General features: G+C 38.6%; 16 protein-coding genes. 5 read left to right on the forward strand and 11 right to left on the reverse strand.

Annotated features, from left to right (window positions below; genetic code table 11):
* Positions 1–2 precede the first annotated feature (2 nt).
* Positions 3–3,221, forward strand: a complete 3,219-nt coding sequence (locus tag AC1M9E_RS04645) for a DEAD/DEAH box helicase (protein WP_488225081.1) — start codon at positions 3–5, stop codon at positions 3,219–3,221.
* Positions 3,222–3,300: 79 nt separating this feature from the next.
* Here AC1M9E_RS04645 and AC1M9E_RS04650 read toward each other — a convergent pair whose 3' ends face one another.
* Positions 3,301–4,032, reverse strand: a complete 732-nt coding sequence (locus AC1M9E_RS04650; protein ID WP_488225082.1) for a Fic family protein — start codon at positions 4,030–4,032, stop codon at positions 3,301–3,303.
* A gap of 597 nt (positions 4,033–4,629) precedes the next feature.
* On the opposite strand from AC1M9E_RS04650, the gene AC1M9E_RS04655 reads away from it, so the two are divergent.
* Positions 4,630–5,631 (forward strand): YrzE family protein, encoded by a 1,002-nt coding sequence (locus AC1M9E_RS04655; RefSeq protein WP_488225083.1) that lies wholly within the window; start codon positions 4,630–4,632, stop codon positions 5,629–5,631.
* Between the two features lie 326 nt (positions 5,632–5,957).
* Here AC1M9E_RS04655 and AC1M9E_RS04660 read toward each other — a convergent pair whose 3' ends face one another.
* The gene (locus AC1M9E_RS04660) at positions 5,958–6,314 is read right to left on the reverse strand and encodes a hypothetical protein (RefSeq protein ID WP_488225084.1); all 357 of its coding nucleotides are present in this window, start codon (positions 6,312–6,314) and stop codon (positions 5,958–5,960) included.
* 259 nt (positions 6,315–6,573) lie between these two features.
* On the reverse strand, positions 6,574–7,275 hold the full coding sequence (locus AC1M9E_RS04665) for a putative quorum-sensing-regulated virulence factor (RefSeq protein WP_488225085.1): 702 nt from the start codon (positions 7,273–7,275) through the stop codon (positions 6,574–6,576).
* Between the two features lie 402 nt (positions 7,276–7,677).
* Between AC1M9E_RS04665 and glyA the strand changes: the two genes are divergently transcribed.
* Entirely contained in the window at positions 7,678–8,931 is a 1,254-nt protein-coding gene (gene glyA / locus AC1M9E_RS04670; protein WP_035265704.1) for a serine hydroxymethyltransferase, read from the forward strand.
* Positions 8,932–9,075: 144 nt separating this feature from the next.
* Entirely contained in the window at positions 9,076–9,480 is a 405-nt protein-coding gene (gene rnk, locus AC1M9E_RS04675; protein ID WP_481588470.1) for a nucleoside diphosphate kinase regulator, read from the forward strand.
* Between the two features lie 38 nt (positions 9,481–9,518).
* On the opposite strand, the gene AC1M9E_RS04680 is transcribed toward rnk, so the two are convergent.
* The 5 genes from AC1M9E_RS04680 to AC1M9E_RS04700 all read right to left on the reverse strand — a co-directional run bounded on the left by AC1M9E_RS04680 (position 9,519) and on the right by AC1M9E_RS04700 (position 12,811).
* Positions 9,519–9,923: a DUF3106 domain-containing protein gene (locus AC1M9E_RS04680; protein WP_481588469.1), complete on the reverse strand. Its 405-nt coding sequence runs from the start codon at positions 9,921–9,923 to the stop codon at positions 9,519–9,521.
* Positions 9,913–10,239, reverse strand: a complete 327-nt coding sequence (locus AC1M9E_RS04685; protein ID WP_092766070.1) for a hypothetical protein — start codon at positions 10,237–10,239, stop codon at positions 9,913–9,915. Before AC1M9E_RS04685 ends, AC1M9E_RS04680 begins: the two co-directional genes overlap by 11 nt.
* Positions 10,229–10,849, reverse strand: a complete 621-nt coding sequence (locus tag AC1M9E_RS04690) for an RNA polymerase sigma factor (protein WP_171260669.1) — start codon at positions 10,847–10,849, stop codon at positions 10,229–10,231. Before AC1M9E_RS04690 ends, AC1M9E_RS04685 begins: the two co-directional genes overlap by 11 nt.
* Positions 10,850–11,009: 160 nt before the next feature.
* Complete coding sequence (locus AC1M9E_RS04695; protein ID WP_481595542.1) at positions 11,010–11,786, reverse strand: TrmH family RNA methyltransferase; 777 nt, start codon at positions 11,784–11,786, stop codon at positions 11,010–11,012.
* A 50-nt stretch (positions 11,787–11,836) separates the two neighbouring features.
* The gene (locus tag AC1M9E_RS04700; protein ID WP_035265714.1) at positions 11,837–12,811 is read right to left on the reverse strand and encodes a class 1 fructose-bisphosphatase; all 975 of its coding nucleotides are present in this window, start codon (positions 12,809–12,811) and stop codon (positions 11,837–11,839) included.
* Positions 12,812–12,983: 172 nt separating this feature from the next.
* On the opposite strand from AC1M9E_RS04700, the gene AC1M9E_RS04705 reads away from it, so the two are divergent.
* The gene (locus AC1M9E_RS04705; RefSeq protein WP_035265716.1) at positions 12,984–13,169 is read left to right on the forward strand and encodes an NF038105 family protein; all 186 of its coding nucleotides are present in this window, start codon (positions 12,984–12,986) and stop codon (positions 13,167–13,169) included.
* A 47-nt stretch (positions 13,170–13,216) separates the two neighbouring features.
* Here AC1M9E_RS04705 and pal read toward each other — a convergent pair whose 3' ends face one another.
* The 3 genes from pal to tolA all read right to left on the reverse strand — a co-directional run bounded on the left by pal (position 13,217) and on the right by tolA (position 16,504).
* Positions 13,217–13,789, reverse strand: coding sequence for a peptidoglycan-associated lipoprotein Pal (gene pal / locus AC1M9E_RS04710; protein ID WP_035265718.1), 573 nt, complete (start codon positions 13,787–13,789; stop codon positions 13,217–13,219).
* Positions 13,790–13,817: 28 nt separating this feature from the next.
* Complete coding sequence (tolB, locus tag AC1M9E_RS04715) at positions 13,818–15,101, reverse strand: Tol-Pal system beta propeller repeat protein TolB (RefSeq protein WP_179998402.1); 1,284 nt, start codon at positions 15,099–15,101, stop codon at positions 13,818–13,820.
* Between the two features lie 137 nt (positions 15,102–15,238).
* Positions 15,239–16,504 (reverse strand): cell envelope integrity protein TolA, encoded by a 1,266-nt coding sequence (gene tolA / locus AC1M9E_RS04720; RefSeq protein ID WP_488225086.1) that lies wholly within the window; start codon positions 16,502–16,504, stop codon positions 15,239–15,241.
* Between the last annotated feature and the right edge of the window lie 3 nt (positions 16,505–16,507).

Below are 16,507 nucleotides of genomic sequence, written 5' to 3' on the forward strand. Positions count from 1 at the left end.
TTATGAAATTAGCATTTTGGAAAAGAAAGAAGTCGTCTGAAATCATTGAAGCACAAGTGCCACAAGCATCATTGCGATCATTGGCTTACAATGATTTAGGCTTAACTTATCCGATTTCACAAAATGCTATGACGGATACAGATTACTATTGGCAAAGTCTTGAAGAAGAAGCTTTAGCTTATTTGACGGATGAGGGCTATGTCTTACCTTGGGAAGAACTATACCAGATCTTGAATGATGAAGATCATGCAAGTGTGATTCATTTATTACATTTGCCTAAACAAGCCAATGTACGCCCAATCATTAAAAGTGAAGGCGGTTTAAGCGATTCAACTTTTAAAATCATTTTAGATGGTTGGCTGAATGAACAAAATATTAGACTCAAAAATCAGCCTGAGCGTATTGGCGCCATTTTAAGAATAGATGGTCAAGAATACTTGTTGAATGAACAAAATTTTAAAGTCGTAGAGCAGCTAAAAGAATTTTCAAGACTACAAAATAAAGATAAAGCATTAAATCAAAAATATTGGGCCAAAATTAGAAATTTAGCACATAAAGCCAATGCCAATTTAGATGATTTTTTAAGAAAAACCATTGTATTGGCACCTGAAAAGTTACAATTAAATTTAAGAAAAAATCTGATTAGCCAAGAAGCGGTAGTCGAAGTACAGCCGGTATTCGATGAAGCGCCAAATGATTGGTTAACAACGTTTGATCAATATCAGCAGGTTCAGGATCAGTACAGTATTGGTTTACCAGATGGTGGCATTGCTCATGTGGTGATTGAGCCAGAGGTAAAACATGTACTGCAAGAAATTAAAAAAATGCCCAATCGGCGTGTGGCAGGTGAGCAAGCTCAGGCATTTTTACATAATCCCTTTGCACAATTGGGCGAAGATGCCCTAGATGTGGTGACACCAGAAAGTTTTGAAGCAGCCAAACAACAAGCTGAAATTTATAGCTACACCTTAAGTATTCACAAAAATTACAATGAATTAAATCTCTATACCTCAGCAACGCTCAACTTACTCGAAAATTCTGAAAGAGAGACAAACCCAATTGTCTTAGCGCTGAGTAATCTAGAACAAAGCGCATATTTCATTCAGGCATATGAACGCAATACGCCTTTTTTTGTATGGGCGGGCTATGAAATTGAACGTACAAGTGTTTTAGACCAAGAGATAAAAACACTCAAGCAAGACTTAGAGACCATCCAAAAATATCAGGATGCAGCACAAGCACAGCAAGTTTTGGATTTATCGAACTATAGTGATCGAGTCATTGGCATTGGTGAAGCACCAAAGCTTCATTCAGAATTTATTCAGAGAAACAGTGGAGAATCAGGTTGGTTACCACAGCATTTAATAGATCTATATGATCAGACTGATACTGATGCTCAACTAGATGACATGGTTACTGCACTTGAAAAATGTATTCAAGCTGCAGAACAGGATGGTTTAACAGAAGTGGCGTTGCCACATGCGGATCAAAAGTTGTCAATTGAGCAAAGCAAACAACTTTTAGAAGAATTACGTCAAAAACATCATGCACTGAATAACAAAGAAGTGAGGCAAGAAGAAAATTCTGCTCAGAAAAAAAAGAGAGATACGCTCTTAATTGCTAACAACATTGATGAGGCTGAGTATAGTAAACAACGTGCAGCACAACTTGCATTTGATCGAACCAATTTTCCTGCACCAAGATTGCCAACAAGTTTTAGGCAAAGCGAATTTAGTTTAAAACAGCATCAACGTTATGGTGTTGCGTGGCTACAGCATCTGCATCAATATGCGCCTGAACAGGTCAGTGGATGTCTATTGGCGGATGATATGGGTTTAGGTAAAACCTTACAGTTGTTATGTTTTATTGGCGAATATTTGGAAAATGCCAAAAATAAAAAGCCTGTACTCGTGGTTGCACCTGTTTCATTACTTGAAAACTGGGAAGCAGAAGCGAATCGTTTTTTTAGTCGCCAATTCCCTAAAATTTTAAGCTTATATGGCGATCACCTCAAAACAAGAAAAATTCCTAAACATTTGATATCTGCACAGTTGCGTGAAAATCATGGTATTACGCATCTATTAGAAGAAGACTGGCGCGGTGATGCAGAGATCGTGTTAACCACTTATGAAACCTTACGTGATTTAGAATTCTCTTTGGCACGGGAAGACTGGGGGATCATGGTATGTGATGAAGCACAAAAAATTAAAGTACCAACCTCAATGGTGACTAAAGCAGCTAAAGCGCAAAAAGCGGATTTTAAAATTGCTTGTACCGGTACACCTGTAGAAAACTCTTTGACAGATTTATGGTGTCTATTCGATTTTATTCAGGAAAATTTACTTGGTCCGTTAAATGAATTTGGGAAAAAATATCGTAGACCGATAGAAGATGCTGAAGTCAGTGATGAGAAAGTCTTAAATGAGCTGAGAGCATTGATTGATCCTCAAGTCCTAAGACGAATGAAAAATGAGGTGGCTGATTTACCACCTAAAACTGAAGTAAATAGTTGTAAAAAAATTCATATTTCTAACTTACAAAGAAAATTATATGCCGATGTGGCTCAACATTTTCATAAGTTGTCGGCTGAGGGAAATCGTGGTGCCATGCTAAGTAGCTTACACAAATTGAGAATGATTTGTGCACATCCTTTAGCAGAAGATCCAATGGCAACACTAAAAGATTCACCCAAAGTAGATTGGTTGTTCAATACCTTGCAAATGATTCAGCAAAGAAATGAAAAGGCCATTATTTTTACGGAGTTTAGAGAAATTCAAGTCTTTCTGAAACGTATTTTAATGGAACGTTTTGGTTTAAATGTAACGACTGTGAATGGGGATACCAATACAAGCAGTAAAAGTGGCTTAACCAGACAAAATTTAATTGATAAGTTTCAAGAAAAGCCAGGCTTTAATGTGATTCTTCTGTCTACAACAGCTGTGGGGTTTGGCGTAAATATTCAAGCGGCAAATCATGTCATTCACTATACACGTAGCTGGAATCCCGCTAAAGAAGATCAAGCAACTGACCGTGCTTATCGTATCGGTCAGCAGAAAGAAGTTTATGTGTATTATCCAACGATCTCTGCACCTGATTGGGAGGAATTAGAAACTTTTGAAGTGAAATTGGATAGACTTTTAGGGATTAAACGCGTACTTGCAACTGATATGCTTCAACCGAAAACGGATGTCAGTAAAGAGTTAATGCAATTAATAGACTAGTGTGAATGTTTAAAATATCAGAGTTGCCAATAACCTAATATTTTCCCTATCATCATTCTGAAAAAATAATAGGGAATTTTTAGATTCCTAAAATTAATTGATATGGTTTAAACCCCTCTAGCACAGCTTCAGCAACCAACTGAATGAAAGCCTCAGTTTTGCCATAGGCCATCCACTGATCCAAAGCTTCATAGTAGGCTAAGCGATTTTCGACCGTAATAACACAAGGAGGATATCCTGCTTTGAGCAATTCAAGATTCATCAAAAGACGTGATGTGCGTCCATTTCCATCAATGAATGGATGAATTCCAACAAAATCAGCATGTACTTTAGCTGCACGTTCAATGGGGTGTAACTTATGTGCTTCGGAGTTGTACCAATCGACAAGTTGAGCCATCTTATCATTCAATAATGTATAGTCGGGTGGGGTAGTCGTAGCACCTGAAATTAATACGTTTTGTTGGCGATAACGTCCAGCATTGTCATCATCAATATTTTTTAGAATAAGTTGATGGATATTACGAATCTGCCATTCAGAAAAAGGCTCTTCTTTGCGAATAATGTCTTCAACATAGTAGATAGCATTTCTATGGTTGATTGCCTCGAAATGTTCTCGTAAAGCTTTTCCACCAACAGTTATGCCTTCCAAAACGACTTTGGTCTCTAGCAATGTAAGTGTATTGCCTTCTATTGCATTTGAGTGATATGTCCAACGAACAATAAGGTCTTCTTGTAGATTTTTTACAATTGCAGAGGAAAGAGGACGATGCTGATCTAATCTCATTTTTAAAGCATCAATATTTTCAAACATAACCTTAACCCTGAAGTTGTACCATTAAATGATACATGAAAAAAATAAATATAAAATGTGATGTTATATTGTTTCATTTTATATTGAGAATTTACGTGTTAAACTCAGTATACAATTTCAAATTCTCAAGAAAAATTTGAACAAAAGTCCGTGGCTTATGCCTTGATCTAAATTCATGTCATCTTAGGGAATCTAACTTCTCTAGAATAAGTTAAAAGATTTTTTTACGGTATTTTTTACGGTAAAGCTCAACGGTATTTAATTTTTATTAATATAAAACAATATGATAGTTCCTGAGTTTGGTGCGCGCTGAGCGCACCATTTCTTTTATGTTTTTCAAACAAAACATAGTCTGTCAATTAAAATATTATTAGTAAATTTTTATCAAAATTTAATGATTAATCTGAATTGTTAATCTGAGTCGATTGAATGGTGAGATGCACCAATATTGACAAATGATAATATAATAATTATCAAAATAAACATTAAAATGATAAATAAGTCACATAAAATTCACATGACCTATCTTAAGTTTGAATTGCGGCATTGGCGTATAAATCACATAAATTATGAATAATTCAAATAAGCGGCACAACAATGTACGAAGAAAAAGTTCTGATCCAAAATCGAATTTCGTGGGCGAGTATTTTCGCTGGCGTTATTGTTGTATTAGCTATTTCAATTTTATTCTCATTACTTGGTGATGCATTAGGTTTTGCACTCCTAGATCCACAATCTACCACTGATATTACAAATGGCTCAGGGATAGCAGTAAGCGTTTTGATAATTATTTCATTGTTAGTATCGTTGGCTATTGGTGGATTTGTTGAAGGTCAATTGGCTCAAGCTGATGGTGCAATCCATGGCTTTATTGTCTGGTCACTTTCATTGCTGTTAGGTATCTGGTTTGGTGCAATGACCATTAGCGGCGTGGCAAAAATTACTGGTAGTGCGATTAGTTCAGTCAGTAGTGGTGCGGGTAGTGTAGTAACAGGAATTGGTCAAGGTGGCATTAATTTAACTCAGATCGGAGTTCAAGCATTTGAGGAGTTAGTTCCTTTACCAAAGCTCGAAAATAGTGATGAAAAGATGTCTGAAGCATTGCACAAAACTGGGATTGAGGAATTGCAACCCGAATTCTTAAAAGCGCAGGGTGAATGGGTAAAGGAGCAAATTAAAGTTGCCGCAAAAGAGTTGGTGATTCATCCAGATAACAGTGATGCTATTATTCAAAAGTTATCAGAACAATTAAAAACTCGTGCACAATCTGTGACTGCTTCAATTAATAAGAATGAGGTCAGTGCTGCTTTAGCGAAAAATTCATCTCTAACTCGGCAAGAAGCGAATCAAGCTGTCAATAATTTCCTTATACAGCAGAATAAATTCTTTAACGATTTAGAGGCGAATATTCAATCTGCTAAATTAAAATATGCTGAACTTAAAGATCAAGCACATGAAAAAGCAGCTGATGCGACTAAAGCTGCTGCAAAAGCTGCTTTATGGTCTTTTATTGGTTTATTGATTGGATTGATTGTGACAATTTTTGCTGGACGTTTTGGTGTAAATCATTCAAATAATCGTTCACGTTATTTGGCTTAATTCTGAGCTTAAATTTAGAAATAAACGTTGCCCCATTAGGGTCGACTTTTTTAATAAGGTTTTTTTCTGTATTCGCGAAACCTATTCTTATCTATAAATAAAAAAGTTCAATTGTATTTTTTTAATACAGTTGTTGAAAAGTGTTAAAGTGACTTCACATCACATATTGAAAGTATTAAATTAAAAATCACAGTAGGTTGTAAATATTCAACGCTGCTGACGAGTTGGACGGATCAATGACAGTTAGTTGAGTTCAGTTGAACAATAAATCTAACACTAGCCTTCCAACATAAAGCCCGCGTAAAGCGGGCTTTTTCATATCGGAATTATGCTTTAAACATGACATCAACATCATATTTTCGAAATTCACTGAGCAGTTCTTGAATGATCGATCCACCCGTTTGTTCTGAAGCATTGAGCAGGACTTCTTTATTTTCAAGGCTATCAAAACATTCTATGTGATTGATTTGCCATTGATGTTCTTGATCAGCTTGCTCAATGATAATACGTCGAGGCTGCAACGAGCCATCTGCTTGACGCGGAATAACATTGGTAATGGCGAGCTGGATTTTCTCCACCTGGTCATGGGCATGCAAGAAGGTGAGTACCCAATTTCCGACTTTTTTAAGATACATAGGATTATCTAAAGGATCAAATTCTAGAATTTGGCTGAGTTTAGACATAAGGCACCTATTTATACCGTTGTTGTATGATCGTATTAATATATTTATGACAACGATGTTCTACTTCGCCTTAGTCTAATAGCGGATGAGGTGGGCAGTGTTGAATGAATAAAAATAATAAAAAATATTTGATTATCATGTGCTTATATTATTTTAATTATTGGTGTAAATTTTAGTTTAATCGTTTAAAAGTATTAAAAAAAATAGTTAATTTCTCACTTTGAGCTTTAGGTTCAAAGTGAGAGTCTTGAAATATTGCTTAAAGCGTATCAATTAAAGTTTTTTCTAAGGCTTTTTTCAAATAGGGATCCAAGTCTTCTTGTCTTAGTAACCATGAAACATAATCACTTGGAAGATCTACAATGGCTGTCCCACGATGTTTACCGAAGTTAATTGTACGAGGAATACGTGCATCTTCAGATACTTCATAGAGTTCTTCAATGTTTTGAATACCTAAATGATGAATAATGTGCATTAAGATATTTGCAGTCAAAATAATATCTGCATCAGCTCGATGGGCACCTTTTAACATCTTTCTAGCTTTGCTACTGCCTTTACTAATCATATAAATTAAAGCAGAAATGTTGTGTGCTTCTGCATGAGGCCAAACTAGTCGAGAAAGAGCGAGTGTACAGATGGCTTTAATATGACTTGTTTCAACGCCGCATTGCTGAATAGCTCGAATATCATAATCAATATTATGACCAATAATATACGTCGTTTCTTGAGGTAACTCGAAGGTTCTGAAGTTGGGTTGATCTACTAAATCGCTTTCAAGAATATGATGAACCGCCATTGCAGCATAGGAAATTTTTTCGTCACCAATGCTATATAGTTGGTCAAAGATTTTTTCGCGATCAAGACTTAATTTGCCTTGTTCAATCTGAATAGGAGCATATGCAATTTCTATGGGCAAACCGTTTAATGTATGGGTTTCAGTATCCAAGATAATGGCTTGCATGCAAATGTCCAAGTAAATGATAAAGATGTAATTAATTTAACATTTTCAAATCTGAGCTCACAGTAATAAAGTCAATGAATTGTATAAATTATGCTGAATTGAACAAATTATGGGAATTATTTAGATAAGGTGCTCATTTAAAGAAATTTCGTTTTCTATGATATTGACGCTGCAAGTTTAGACTGTAGGTTGTTAAAAATAATTTTTAAAAATGAATAAATTTAAAAAGAATAGTCATAATTCAGATATTTGTTTTTAATAGTAATAGAGTGAACACACAAGAATTAATCAAATTTAATTGCAAACTGTTTAAACTTCATTCTCGAAATTTAACAAGTTCATGTTACAATACGCGCCAATCTTAGCACGGCTTAAAAGCCCTACATTAATAGGACCTCGCTAATGTTTGCCAATATCTCTATTGCTGACTTTGATCCAGAATTAGCTCAAGCTATTACGAGTGAAGATGCTCGTCAGGAAGCTCATATTGAGTTAATCGCTTCAGAAAACTATTGCTCTCCAGCAGTAATGGAAGCTCAAGGTTCAAAACTCACTAACAAATATGCAGAAGGCTACCCAGGCAAACGCTACTATGGCGGTTGTGAATATGTAGACGTGATTGAACAATTGGCAATTGACCGTGCTAAAGAACTCTTTGGTGCTGATTACGCGAACGTTCAGCCTCATGCTGGTTCTCAAGCAAACTCTGCGGTTTATCTAGCGCTTCTTAACCCAGGCGATACTGTTTTAGGTATGAGCTTAGCTCACGGTGGTCATTTGACTCACGGTGCTAAAGTTAGCTTCTCTGGTAAAACATATAATGCGATCCAATACGGTTTAAATCCAGAAACGGGTGAAATCGATTACGAAGAAGTAGAACGTTTAGCTGTAGAACACAAGCCACGTATGATTGTTGCAGGTTTCTCTGCTTATAGCCAAATCGTTGATTGGCAGCGTTTCCGTGAAATCGCGGACAAAGTAGGCGCTTATCTATTTGTAGATATGGCTCACGTTGCTGGTCTTGTTGCTGCTGGTGTTTATCCAAGCCCAGTTCAAATTGCTGACGTAACTACAACGACGACTCACAAAACACTTCGTGGCCCACGTTCAGGTTTAATCCTTGCAAAAGCAAACGAAGAGATTGAGAAAAAACTTCAATCTGCTGTATTCCCAGGTAACCAAGGTGGTCCTTTAGTTCATGCTGTAGCGGCTAAAGCAATCTGCTTCAAAGAAGCAATGGCTCCTGAATACAAAGCATATCAACAACAAGTTGTGAAAAACGCGCAAGCAATGGCTGAAGTGTTAATCGAACGCGGTTATGATGTTGTTTCAGGCGGTACGAAAAACCACTTGTTCTTGTTGTCTCTCATCAAACAAGACATTACAGGTAAAGATGCTGATGCTTGGTTAGGTGCGGCTCACATCACTGTGAACAAAAACTCTGTGCCAAACGATCCACGTTCTCCATTCGTAACTTCTGGTATCCGTATCGGTACTCCAGCTGTAACAACTCGTGGTTTTGGTGAAGCAGAAGTGCGTGAACTTGCAGGTTGGATCGCGGATATCTTAGATTCTAAAGGTGATGAAACTGTCATTAACGCTGTGAAAGCTAAAGTTGAGACTGTATGCGCTAAATTCCCAGTTTACGCAAAATAATCTTCGACTTGAGAAAAGCCCCCTCAAGGGGGCTTTTTTATTGAATGTTGGAATGTCAAATCTGTCATTTTGGGATAGTTCTGATATAACTGATGTATCTATTAATTATTCAATTGTCTCTATACATTTGAATTGGAGCAGAAAATGAGCCATCCAAATATTATTATTTCTGAGCAAGATTTAAATCGTTTAGAAACCATGTTGGAACATCAGAAGCAGGTAACTCCAACGATGGAGCATTTAGAAAATGAGTTGGCTCGTGCTGAAGTCGTACAGCCTAAAGATATCCCTGCCAATGTAGTGACGATGAATGCTAGAGTACTGATAACGGTTGCACCCTCCACTGAATCTACAGAGATTGTGCTGGTATATCCCCATGACTTTAAAGGTGAAAAGGGGCAGGTTAATGTAATTGCACCTATTGGTGCAGCAATCCTAGGTTTGGCGGAAGGACAAGAAATTGAATGGCCTCAGCCTGATGGGCAAACAATGAAAGTGAAAATTGATAAAGTGCTCTATCAGCCTGAACGTGAGGGTATATATCTTTAACTAAAAAATAAAGCCTCTTGTGGAGGCTTTAAAGTTTATTATTTCATTGTGGTTTGTTGCATATATTTATTTAAATAAGTTTCGCGTATTTCTTTGCGCTGCTCGGCAGTCGTCGCGTTCATCATTTTTTTACGCAAATCATTTCGTTCACTTGAGCTCATCTGTTGCCAAGTTTCGCGCATTTGTATTTTTTCTTGTTCAGGCAGTTTAGTAAACCAATCCATTCTTTGTTGTAGAACAACACTTTGCTCTTCAGGAATTTCTTTCAAATTTTGATAGCGTTTAATCAGTGCTTTTTGTTCATCTTCAGAAAGCGATTCCCAAGATTCATTAAGTTCAGAATTATTGTCTTTCGAGAAGATCCAAAAACGTTCATAGCCTGCAAAACTGGTTTGTAAAAAACCTAATGTGCAGAGTGCAATCGCTAAGCCTTTAGCTGCCATGAGCTGATTTATCCTCACCAAAAACAGATAACATTTCTAGATCTTCCATCATTTGCGGAGAAAGTTTAGGGGTGACAATCACTTGTTGTGGGCTTGGAGCTTCTTCCAAATCAAATGCATTTGGAAGTACCACAAATCCTGTGATCGCGGCTGCTAATGCAAAACCAGTAACTTTCCAAGTCATCAACTGAGAAAATAACGGTTTGTCTTTAATCTCATCGAGTACATGCTCCATCACGACCGCTTTATTGCGATGTTGTGATGCCAGTACATTCAATTTTTCAGTCACTTGTTTGGTAAATTCATCATGATTCATCCGATGATCCCCCGTCATTTGGGTTTAAGTGAGACAAAGCAGATCTTAAGCCCTGTATAGCTCGATGGTAATGGGTCTTTACACTGCCTTCTGAACAATTCATGATTTCGGCTGTGGTTTGTGTATCAAACCCTTCCCATGCTCTCAACATAAATGCTTGTTGTTGGCGAACAGGTAACTTAGAAATTGCATTTTGAATCTCCTCAACAGCCATCTCTTGTGCAAGAAATTGCAGCGGATTAGGTGTTGATTCATCCACAATATTGATGGTTTCGTCATCATCTTCATCGTGGTTATTTTTTTTAAATAACGAGAATGGAAAAGCCCGTCGAGATTCTTTACGACGCCAATCCTGAAGTTTGTTATTTAAAATGGTATAGAAAAGGGGATACCACTCTGCAGTGGATTTATCAGCATAAGATTTATGCAAAGATATAAAAGCTTCTTGGACTAAATCCATGGCAATGCCATTGTGTCCTTGAGTTGCACTTTCCATCATCACCAATGCACGCCCAGTGACGTCTTGCATAAAATATTTAAGACGTTGTTCGGCCGTATTCAAAAGAACACTCGAATCTTCAGGCTTGACTTTTTTTGGTGCTAAATCCATAGAGATGGAAAATCCCGTCATTGGGTACCCACCATTATTTTCTAATCGTTACTTATATAACGTCAAAACATAATGGTAGGTTGACAATCTAAGCAACTATTTTTTAGCAGTTTAATAGATTTTTTTATTTTCAGTGACTTCGTTAATATATTTTAACGAATCATATCCGTTGGCGTACCATTTCAAAGAAACAAATCGATCCGGCAACTGCAACGTTTAATGATTCTTGACCACCCGGTTGGGGAATGGTAATTGCTGAAGCATGTGCTAGGGCATATTCCGAAACGCCTTGACCTTCATTGCCCAGTACCCATACGCAAGCTTGAGTTAAGTCTTTTGCATATAAACTTTCTGATTCATGTGAGCTCGTGACATACACGGGAATTTTGAATTGAGACAGCACATCTTCAAGCGCAACGTTTTCATAGGTTTTTAATGAAAAGTGCGCACCCATTCCTGCTCGTAATACGCGAGGAGACCACAAAGATGCTGAACCTTTGGTGCAAACAACTTGTTCAATACCTGCAGCCGCAGCTGAACGAAGTAATGTACCCACATTGCCTGGATCTTGAACATTTTCAAGAATTAAAGTGTCTTGAGTGTAATCTAGAGCATCACGTTGAGTTGGTAAATCTACAATCGCTAAACATGCTAAGGTGGTTCCTAGCGTGCTAATGTCTTTATAGAGTGATTCACTAATAACAAACACTGAACCTGTATAGTGTTGTGCGATTTCGTCAAAATCGGCGTGTTCCATTGCTTTTTCAGTGGTAAAAATCGAATTCAGCTTACGATTTTTTTCTAACCAAGCTAAGCACAAATGTGTGCCTTCAAGAACAGTTTGGCCTTGCTTTTTACGGTAACTATTTTGATCAATTAAACCACGTAAATGTTTAATTTTCGGGTTGTCTTTAGATTCTAAAAAGATAATGGCCATTCAGTTTGACTTCCATGAGAGCCTAAATCAATAGGCTCTCAATTGTAAAATTATTGATGATAAGCAGTAACAAGCTCAACTTCATTTTTTGAACCAATAACGACTGGTACACGTTGGTGAAGTTCAGTCGGTTGGATTTCCATAATACGCACGCGACCTGTTGTCGAAGCACCACCTGCTTGTTCCATGAGCATACTCATTGGATTTGCTTCATACATAAGACGTAGACGACCTGCTTTCTTAGGATCTTTGGTATCGTAAGGGTATAAGAAGATCCCACTACGGCAAAGAATACGGTGGATATCACCAACCATGCAGGCAACCCAACGCATATTAAAGTCTTTTTCACGTACAGATGTTTTACCCGCTTGTAGCTCACCAATATAGCGTTGAACAGGTTCTTCCCAATGACGTTGGTTTGAAGCATTAATGGCGTATTCTTTTGTATCGGCATCCACTTGGATATTTTCAGTCGTCAACAGGAATGTTTTTGATTCTGGATCAAATGTAAAGAAAACAGTACCTGCACCAACGGTTAATGCCATCATAGTTGATGGGCCATATAACACATAACCAGCTGCGACTTGTTCAGTGCCTGCTTGAAGGAAATCTTCTGCTTGTGTCACTGAATTTTTGGCAGGCAGGATAGAGAAGATTGTGCCAACACACATATTGATATCGATATTACTTGAGCCATCTAGTGGGTCAAATAAAACTAAATACTTACCGTTCTCTTGTGCTGGTGTAAACTCATCGAGTTCTTCAGAAGCTAAACCGCCTACATTTGCGTTGTTTTTTAGCGCATCAATTAAATAGTCATTTGAAATAACATCTAATTTTTTTTGTGCTTCACCTTGTACATTTTCATTACCAGCACTACCTAATACACCCGCTAAGGCACCCTTTTGCAATGCTGAATCGATGGTTTTACACGTTTCAGCAATTGTTTCAATCACATTAGAGAGTTCAGGCGTTAGATTTCCTTGTTGTTGTGCAAGATATTGTGACAAGGTGAGGTATGACATTACAAGGACGCTCCTAAAAGCTTTAAAAGAATAAAATTTGGATCTTGGGCTATTTTAGATGAGTTCAGTGCAAAATAGAAATTATCCTGCGTTATTTGTGGTGATTTTGCACTTGCCAGAGTTTTAGAACATGGTATGTTGGTAGGAGGATGATTTTAAAAGGAGCTTTAAAATGAGCATTCAAAAGTTTGAAGCAACTCCAACGCCAGGTGAGGCAATCGACTTAAACGAAATTAGTTCAGAGAGTTCCAAGGAAGCATGGAAACAGTACGAGGCTAAACCTGAATATAAAGAGTTTAATAAGCATGACATGATTGAGTCTATGCAAGTGCCCATGCCAGACTCGCAAAGGTCTTAAACCTGATATAAAAAAAGCGCTCGAATTGAGCGCTTTTTTTGCATTCATTAGCGAAGAAGTGGTGGCACTGCTTCATAATTGAGTTCTACACGACGGTTTTCTTTCCACGCAGCTTCATTGTTACCTGTATTAATTGGCATTTCTTTACCATAACTCACAGCTTCGAGTTGGTTTGGATTTACACCATTTGTAACCAAATAACTTTCAACTGCTTTGGCACGTCGCTCACCCAAAGCCATATTGTATTCACGCGTTCCACGTTCATCGGTATGACCAGTTAATGCGATTTTAGAGTTTGCATTTGCCAATAAAAATTGTGCATGTGCTTGGAGGGTTTGATAGTCCTCAGTAGATAGCTCACTGCTGTCATAATCAAAGTGAACAACACGTTTAGCCAAGAAAGCTTTATTGGCTTCAGTTACCCCTTTAGCAGAAGCACCCGTTAAGTTTTGAGCATTTAATGCTGCATCTTCACTGAGACCAGTCGTATTTACAGAGGTGGACGTTGATGGTGGTGTCATCGTAGTGGTATCTGTAGTTGCTGGTTTACGGCTTGCGCAACCCGTCATTACTAAACTTACAGCAATGAGTGGAAGAGCAAACGTTTTAATCGCGTTCATGTTCATCTCCTTGAAAGATTAAATTCGATTATTTAGGTGCCCAAGCAGGTTCACGAACTTCACCTTGCTCGCTAGGTAAATTCATGCGGAAGCGGCCGTCTGTAGACATAATCGATAACAATCCACGGCTGCCTTCACGTGTCGCATATACGACCATTTGACCATTTGGTGAAAAGCTTGGTGATTCATCTAAACTGGTTGGCGTTAATATGTTCGTGATCCCAGTGGAGATTTCCTGAATTGCTACCTTATAGTTGCTACCTGAAGGGCGATGTACTAAAGCAACATATTTACCATCGGCACTTAAACTGCCACGTGCGTTGAATGCTCCGCGGAAAGTCAAACGTTTTGTTGAACCATCAGCAAACGTGTAATGATAGATCTGTGCTGAACCACCACGGTCTGAGGTAAAGATAAAACCTTTACCATCTGGGGTATAGCGAGCTTCTGTATCAATTGCTGTATTATTTGTCATACGCTTCACTTGGCGCGTATTTAAATCCATTTGATAAATTTCAGGGTTGTCATGCATTGAAGCAGTGAACAACATGCTTTTACCATCTGGGGAAAAACTTGGCGCACCGTTTAAGCCACGGAAGCCAGCTAATTTTTCACGTTGTCCAGTCGCTAAATCTTGAACATAGATCGCTGGACGTTTAGTTTCGAATGAAACATAAGCGATTTTTTTGCCATCAGGTGTCCAAGCAGGGGATAAAATTGGATCGCGCGAACTCAATACAGTACGTGGTTGTTCGCCGTCCGTATCTGCGATTTGTAAAGTATAGCGATTATCAGGAGTCGCAGGATTTCGCAAAACATAAGCGATGCGACCACTAAAGTCACCAGGAATACCTGTTAATGCTTGGTAAATCGCATCACTGATCATATGTGCTGCAGATCGAATTCGCGATGGTGGTACAGTTAATAGTTCATTGAGCAAATATTGTTGTTTTTGGACATCATAGAGTTGGTAATGAACAGCCAGTGAGCCATCAGGATTGGTTTTAACTTCACCATTCACAACATAAGGTACGCCTGCAGATTGCCAAGCAGCACCATTGGCTTGATTGATGGTTGCTGTTGCAGGTAAATTTTTAGATGAACTGGTAAAGCGACCTGAACGGTTTAAATCTTGCTCTACAACAGGGTATAAGCGTTGATCACCTACGAATGGCACGATAGCAATTTTTGGTGCTTCTTCAGGTGCTTTAGCAATTTCAAGATGAAGCTGTGCATAAGAGGTCGTAATGAGGGCAGGGCTAAATGCTGCCAAAATTGCTAAACCGAGAAGATGTTTTGAGATCATTTTCATGAGAGGTCACGTACTCAAGATACTAATTTTTCGAATATTCTAGCTTTTTAGCATATAGCTCCGTACCGAATCTATATAAAGCGTGTAATTATCCGCAATTCATAAAAAAACCTTTCGACGAATCGAAAGGTTTTTTATTATTTCACGGTGAATGAAGAAGTGAAACTACGAGCTTCACGCCTTGCATCAGGATCGGATGGCATCGGATATGGTGCTGCTGCACGAACAGCCTGTTCAACACTGGCTTTGACATCTGGATCTGATGCATTGACGATGACTGAAGTCACAGAACCACTGTCAGATAATGTCACGCGTGCTGTCGCTTTTTGACCTGAAGAGCCTATTGGCATTCTCCAAGCACCTTTAATTTTTTGCTCAAAGTCTCTTTTTGCTGAAGAAGCGATGCGTTTAGATTCAGCTTTTTTGTTGGCTGCTTCTTGTCTAGCTTTTTCAGCGGCAGATTCTCGAGCTTCAGCTTCGGCACGTTCTCTGGCTTCGGCATCCGCTTTTCTTTGTGCTTCCTGACGAGCTTTCGCATCAGCTTCCGCTTTAGCTTTGGCATCAGCTGCAGCCTTAGCTTTACGATCAGCATCTTGTTTTGCTTTGGTTTCAGCAGCAGCTTTAGCTTTCCGGTCGGCTTCTTGTTTGGCTTTAGCATCTGCTTCCGCTTTAGCTTTACGATCAGCATCTTGTTTTGCTTTGACTTCAGCAGCAGCTTTGGCTTTCCGGTCGGCTTCTTGTTTGGCTTTAGCATCGGCCTCCGCCTTAGCTTTCCGATCAGCTTCTTGCTTAGCTTTGGCTTGAGTTGCCTCAGCTTTAGCTTTTCGATCAGCTTCTTGTTTCGCTTTTAAAGCCGCATCAGCTTTCGCCTTTTGTTGTTGTTCCTGTTTTGCGCTTTGCTCAGCTGCTTTGGCTTTTTGAGCGGTCTCTTGTTTAGCTTTAGCATCGGCCTCAGCTTTAGCTTTCCGATTCGCTTCTTGAGTCGCTTTACGTTGTGCTTCAACCGCAGCTTTACGTTCGGCTTCTTGTTGAGCTTTAACCGCTGCCACTTGCTCAGCTTTATGGTCGGATTTTGGCTCTTCGGCTTTTGGTTGAGTTGGAGGAGATACAGGAGGCGCAACAGGAATCACAGGAGCATTTTTAATCGGCTCATTGGTCTGTTGAACATTTTCTTGAACGTTCTGGTGCGCTGTATCTGAGTGATCAGATTCAACCAATGGTGTGGGTTCAGGTGGTACCAGATCTTCAGGTTTAACTAAAACTGTTTTAACAGTTTTAGTTGGCTCAGGAGGTTGAGTCAACCCAAGGAACAATAAGCCTGTGATCGCAATCACATGGACCGCAACAGTGAATCCGATTGCAATTTTCTTTTCTTTTGAAAAGCGAGAGTTAGATTCTTTCATAGC

The organism is Acinetobacter sp. 24-47-47 (genome assembly GCF_057737035.1).

Excerpts from the sequence above, each read along its gene's own strand:
- AC1M9E_RS04645 (WP_488225081.1), top strand. The coding sequence starts at position 3 with ATGAAATTAGCATTTTGGAAAAGAAAGAAGTCGTCTGAAATCATTGAA.
- AC1M9E_RS04650 (WP_488225082.1), bottom strand. The coding sequence starts at position 4,032 with ATGTTTGAAAATATTGATGCTTTAAAAATGAGATTAGATCAGCATCGT.
- AC1M9E_RS04655 (WP_488225083.1), top strand. The coding sequence starts at position 4,630 with ATGTACGAAGAAAAAGTTCTGATCCAAAATCGAATTTCGTGGGCGAGT.
- AC1M9E_RS04660 (WP_488225084.1), bottom strand. The coding sequence starts at position 6,314 with ATGTCTAAACTCAGCCAAATTCTAGAATTTGATCCTTTAGATAATCCT.
- AC1M9E_RS04665 (WP_488225085.1), bottom strand. The coding sequence starts at position 7,275 with ATGCAAGCCATTATCTTGGATACTGAAACCCATACATTAAACGGTTTG.
- glyA (WP_035265704.1), top strand. The coding sequence starts at position 7,678 with ATGTTTGCCAATATCTCTATTGCTGACTTTGATCCAGAATTAGCTCAA.
- rnk (WP_481588470.1), top strand. The coding sequence starts at position 9,076 with ATGAGCCATCCAAATATTATTATTTCTGAGCAAGATTTAAATCGTTTA.
- AC1M9E_RS04680 (WP_481588469.1), bottom strand. The coding sequence starts at position 9,923 with ATGGCAGCTAAAGGCTTAGCGATTGCACTCTGCACATTAGGTTTTTTA.
- AC1M9E_RS04685 (WP_092766070.1), bottom strand. The coding sequence starts at position 10,239 with ATGAATCATGATGAATTTACCAAACAAGTGACTGAAAAATTGAATGTA.
- AC1M9E_RS04690 (WP_171260669.1), bottom strand. The coding sequence starts at position 10,849 with ATGGATTTAGCACCAAAAAAAGTCAAGCCTGAAGATTCGAGTGTTCTT.
- AC1M9E_RS04695 (WP_481595542.1), bottom strand. The coding sequence starts at position 11,786 with ATGGCCATTATCTTTTTAGAATCTAAAGACAACCCGAAAATTAAACAT.
- AC1M9E_RS04700 (WP_035265714.1), bottom strand. The coding sequence starts at position 12,811 with ATGTCATACCTCACCTTGTCACAATATCTTGCACAACAACAAGGAAAT.
- AC1M9E_RS04705 (WP_035265716.1), top strand. The coding sequence starts at position 12,984 with ATGAGCATTCAAAAGTTTGAAGCAACTCCAACGCCAGGTGAGGCAATC.
- pal (WP_035265718.1), bottom strand. The coding sequence starts at position 13,789 with ATGAACGCGATTAAAACGTTTGCTCTTCCACTCATTGCTGTAAGTTTA.
- tolB (WP_179998402.1), bottom strand. The coding sequence starts at position 15,101 with ATGAAAATGATCTCAAAACATCTTCTCGGTTTAGCAATTTTGGCAGCA.
- tolA (WP_488225086.1), bottom strand. The coding sequence starts at position 16,504 with ATGAAAGAATCTAACTCTCGCTTTTCAAAAGAAAAGAAAATTGCAATC.